Source organism: Ferdinandcohnia sp. SAFN-114 (genome assembly GCF_059415045.1).
Genome location: NZ_JBPFDQ010000167.1, coordinates 1 through 4,302, shown reverse-complemented (window position 1 = coordinate 4,302; position 4,302 = coordinate 1). Strand labels below are relative to the sequence as shown.

At 34.4% G+C, this 4,302-nt stretch carries 3 protein-coding genes and 1 pseudogene; all 4 read left to right on the top strand.

Annotation, left to right across the window (positions count from 1 at the left end; genetic code table 11):
* Nucleotides 1-680: 680 nt before the first annotated feature.
* The 4 genes and pseudogenes from ACR65M_RS26580 to ACR65M_RS26565 all read left to right on the top strand — a co-directional run bounded on the left by ACR65M_RS26580 (nt 681) and on the right by ACR65M_RS26565 (nt 4,249).
* Entirely contained in the window at nt 681-884 is a 204-nt protein-coding gene (locus ACR65M_RS26580; protein WP_121449325.1) for a sigma factor G inhibitor Gin, read from the top strand.
* 188 nt (nt 885-1,072) lie between these two features.
* Nucleotides 1,073-2,506, top strand: a complete 1,434-nt coding sequence (locus ACR65M_RS26575; RefSeq protein ID WP_440274900.1) for an aminotransferase class I/II-fold pyridoxal phosphate-dependent enzyme — start codon at nt 1,073-1,075, stop codon at nt 2,504-2,506.
* A gap of 15 nt (nt 2,507-2,521) precedes the next feature.
* Nucleotides 2,522-2,734: pseudogene (locus ACR65M_RS26570) on the top strand (dTMP kinase); the annotation flags it as partial.
* Nucleotides 2,735-2,881: 147 nt separating this feature from the next.
* Entirely contained in the window at nt 2,882-4,249 is a 1,368-nt protein-coding gene (locus ACR65M_RS26565) for a tyrosine-type recombinase/integrase (RefSeq protein ID WP_440274899.1), read from the top strand.
* Nucleotides 4,250-4,302: the final 53 nt, after the last annotated feature.

The window sequence follows — 4,302 nt, the reverse complement described above, 5'->3', positions numbered from 1 at the left end:
GGAGCGACAACCGGAATGTACTATGTACATGAGGATTGGAGTGAGCGCAGCTGACGCAGAAATCTGCCGCTCATCGGCAGCCGACCACCGAACACGGAAGTTAAGCTCTTGCGCAATGGTAGTTGGGACTTTGTCCTTGTGAGAGTAGGACGTCGCTAGGCAAACGAAAGATCAACCATTACGGTTGGTCTTTTTTTGTTTTGCGGTTGATGCGTGACAGTTTTAAAGTAGAAATGTACAGAAAGAGGTACACAACTGGGCGAAATTAGGAGAAGTCGAACTAGCAAACACCAGAAAGAGGTACGCAACTGGATAAAATTAGGTAAATCCAAACCAGCAAACATGAAAAATAAGTTCGTAATTGTAAAAAATTAGTTAAATGCATACCAGTAAGTATTGTAATGATAATTGTAAATGTCAATATGAGGAGTTCCTAAACCACAAATACTGAAAATGAGCCAAGGACTGATCCGTACCGCGTTCTTATAGGATTTGAACAGGGTCAGTGGAGAACTCATTTTTAGATTGCAATTCAAATTTTTTAAACTAAGACATACACAAACTAGCTCCCTTTCTTCATAGATTACTAAATAAAATAAATTGTAACTGTTCGTTATTTTTATAATTGTGTATACATTTTAGTGCATCCGGACAAAATAAGAAGTATGGAGGTGGAGGCAATGAGTACACTAGAAAATAGGAAGCATTATGGGGAAACGTGTATTATATGTGAGCAAGAGAAAAAGAGAGGCATACACCTTTATACAAGATTCATTTGTTTGGATTGTGAGCAAGACATTATTCGTACGGAAACAAATGATCCAAAGTATCAATTTTACTTAGACCGGCTAAAAAAAGTTTCGACACCTGAGATATATTCATAGTTTTAATGTGTCTTGCAAGCTTGTAAAGCAGGTGAGAACTAATTTGCTAGGCACATGTAATGACAACAGATAACTTGGAATTGGCTTTTGCGTTAGGGGCAATCCCAAGTTCTTGCTTAGGACCTAGTGGTATAGGTCCCTTTTTTGTTTTATAATAAGTAAATTACATAAGAAAGGTCTCTATAATTATGAATCAACAACAAACGCCATTGTTTGATGCCCTTGATCGCCATGCGAGAAGAAAGCCTCAATCGATGCATGTTCCAGGACATAAATATGGACAAGTATTCACGAATAAGGGATATTCCTATTTTCATAAAGTGTTAGAAATTGATGCGACAGAACTAACAGGTCTTGATGATCTACATCGTCCGGAAGGTGCCATATTAGAAAGTGAAGCATTATTAGCTGATTTATATGGAGTGGAGAAAAGCTATTTTTTAGTAAATGGTTCTACCGTAGGAAATTTAGCAATGATCCTTGCAGCATGTTCACCCAAGGATACTGTATTAGTTCAGAGAAATTCACATAAGTCCATTTTGAACGGCCTAAAAATGGCAGGAGTTCAGCCTGTTTTTGCTCATCCAACGTATGACGATGAAGTTCAAGTTGCCTCATTTATTTCCTTTAAGACGGTAAAAGAGGCATTTAGAAAGTTTCCGAAGATAAAAGCTGTTATTTTAACCAGTCCTAACTATTATGGAATGGTAAATCAATTTGAACTATCTCAGATTATCTGTTTTGCCCACGAAAAAGGGGCGGTAGTTCTGATTGATGAAGCACACGGTGCTCATTTTTTGTTAGAAGGGTTTCCCTCATCGGGAATATCTTTAGGGGCTGACATTGTGGTGCATTCGGCACACAAGACGCTTCCGGCGATGACAATGGGATCTTTCCTACATGTGAATAGTGATATTATTAATCATGAAGAGGTAGAAACATATCTTCAAATACTGCAATCTAGCAGCCCATCCTATCCAATTATGGCATCGCTCGATCTTGCGAGGCATTATCTTGCATTACAAAAAAAGAATGGCCCGAATACAAACATAAAACAAATACAAGCGTTCAGTCAAAGGCTAGTGGAGATCCCACAAATAAAAGTCGTCGCTTCAGCCAATCCAGATATCGAAACAGATTTGTTAAAGCTAACAGTGCAATCCCAATGTAAGCTTAATGGATATGAACTCCAAAGTGCTTTTGAAGAAGAAGGCCTCTTTACGGAAATGGCTGACCCAAACAATGTCTTGCTTGTGTTGCCATTATCAAAGGCATTTGATGCAGAAGGGGCCACCTTAAAAATAAGAAATGCTGTACAGACGTATTCATCAATTAAAAGGAACTTTATCGACTTACATCATGAAACGGAGACAATTTCTACCCTTGCCCTTTGCTATAATGAAATTAAAGGGTACAATAAAAAGGTTGTTTCCTTTCAAGATGCACATGGAAACATTTCCGGAGAAATGATTATACCGTATCCCCCTGGAATACCAGTCCTTATGGAAGGTGAACGTATCACTCATCGTCACATTGAGATCTTAAATACCTATATTGAGGCTGGTTCACATTTCCAAGGTGGAGATATGAAAGGAAAATATATAAAGATATTAGATATGTAAGGGGCTTGAATAGAAGTGGCAGGTTATTTTATTACGTTTGAAGGACCTGAGGGTGCAGGTAAGACAACTGTATTAGGAATCATCCAGGAGGAGTTTACTCGAAAAGGGTATGATGTTATTTCTACTAGAGAACCAGGTGGAATTGATATAGCAGAGCAAATTCGTTCCGTTATATTAGACAAAAATAATACAAAAATGGATGGGCGCACAGAGGCACTTTTATATGCATTATGATAAGTTAAATAGTTGTCCATTAAAAATCACCAATATAAAAATATTGGTGATTTTTTTGCTAATAGAAAATAATTATGATAACTTAGAATTATGTCCAATTATTGTGAATAAAACATAGTCTAGTTAGGGAGGAGGAGAAAGGTGGAAAGAATAGAAGAGATAAAAGGTATAACAGGTCTTTCTTATAAAAGAATAATAGATAACGATAAGGAATACCTAGTAAGTGTGGAAGGGTTTAAAAGAGAAATTAATAACTATTTATATTTCCTTTTGGTTAATCCAGGTGGAGGAATTATTAATGATGTTTATACCTTTCTAAATAATACAGAGAATAAAAAATGTATTGGTAATGCTGACTATAAAAAAAGAGAACAGGCTTATACTGCATTAAAGTTACTTTACTCTTTTATGGAATTATTCTATATTACCGATTTAAAAGAAATAGATGATACAGAGATTAATAGGTTAGAAGCATTTTTAAAAGGAGGGGAAAAAATAGGTCATAGTATAACATTTATAAGTAAAACAAATAGATCACATTCAACAATAGATAAGTATTATTCAGCGTATAGAAAGTACTTTGACTATTTAAACATAGAACCCAATGTATTTAGTGAAACAATAAAAATTAGGAAAAGTAAGGGATTTGGTGATGGTTTTTTAGCACATACGAAAACCACTACAGAAGAAAAATATAAAGTATCACATAAAATTTTAACTAAGAAGGAAACCCCTAAATATATATCATACAAAGAGTATCTAATTATAAGAGAGACGTTAGAAGATATGTATACAGTTAGGGAAGAAATAATAGTTATTCTTATGTACAAATATGGTTTAAGAATTGGGGAGGTGCTTGGCTTAACGACAGAAGATATAGACTTCAAAGGCAATACAATAACCTTAAGAAATAGATTAACCGATAAGCCTTACCAAAAGGCTAAGGGATGCATTTCTGTACTCAATAGGATGACTTATAATTCTCAAGAGTACAATACTAAAAATCATGGTTATCAAATAGTAGAAGTTGATAAAGAAGATATGAAAATTCTTAATGAATATTATAAGGATTCAAGAAGCCCTTTAAAATATCTCAGAAAAGATAAAAGAAAAAGTAAGGTGCTTTCTAATTTGGAATTTAAAAATATTGCTGATAAAGTAACAGAAAGAAAAGATATTCAACATAATTCATATGTATTTATAAGTAAAAATGGTACGCCTATTACAAATACAGGTTGGAATAATATTATTAAAGATATCTTTATAACGGCTGGTATCGTTTTAGATAAAAAAAAGAAAGAGGATAATTTAAACCATAGGCTGAGGCATGGATTTGCCATGTACAAAGTAGTGGTAGAAAAATATGACCAGCTTAAATTAAAAAATGCTCTAAGACACGGAGATATAAATTCATGCAAAGTATATTTTAGAGTTGATGAAAAAGAAAGAGAACGATTAGCAAAGGAGACACAAGAACTGATTAAAAGTGATACTATGTCAAGAAAATAGACACAGATTTTTCTACCGCGCTTTCGCTTGGTAGCCTTCATAAAAAAGTTTAA

Coding starts and splice junctions, on each gene's coding strand:
- ACR65M_RS26580 (WP_121449325.1), top strand. CDS start 681: ATGAGTACACTAGAAAATAGGAAGCATTATGGGGAAACGTGTATTATA.
- ACR65M_RS26575 (WP_440274900.1), top strand. CDS start 1,073: ATGAATCAACAACAAACGCCATTGTTTGATGCCCTTGATCGCCATGCG.